We start from the raw sequence: 420 nt of genomic DNA on the forward strand, positions 1-420 counted from the left end.
GTTCGCGCTGGATCACCTGGCGCGCGATGTGCTGCACCAGGCCGACCATGGATTTTTCCAGCTGTGAGTCCTGTTCTGCGATAGGGTCGAACAGGTTACCCATCAGACGCTCCAGGCTGCCCAGTTTGGTGGCCAGCGCCGCCTCGGCTTCCTGGCGAACCTTGAGGGTGGTGCTGCGAAAGCCGTCCTTTTCCCCCGCGGCAAAGCCTTCGTTGTAGGCCTCCTGGCGGATGGTTTCCAACTCTTCGAGGGTCAGTGGCTGGACTTCATCCAGCGGCACTTCTTCCATTTCCGCAGGCGGTTCCTCCACCGGCTCAGGCTCGGGCTCCGGCACATGGGGGTCGAAACTGGGCAGCGACCAGATGTCGAAGCCGCCGACATCCCGTGCGCGAATCAGATCGCTGGGCGCCTCATCTTTAT

At 62.1% G+C, this 420-nt stretch carries 1 protein-coding gene; it reads right to left on the reverse strand.

What is annotated here, in order from left to right:
• A partial coding sequence (locus JNB85_RS30460; RefSeq protein ID WP_220338124.1) for a FliH/SctL family protein occupies positions 1-420 on the reverse strand: 420 nt, incomplete at both ends.

The sequence above is a fragment of the Rhizobium mesosinicum genome, assembly GCF_019511345.1.
GTDB lineage: Bacteria > Pseudomonadota > Alphaproteobacteria > Rhizobiales > Rhizobiaceae > Rhizobium > Rhizobium mesosinicum.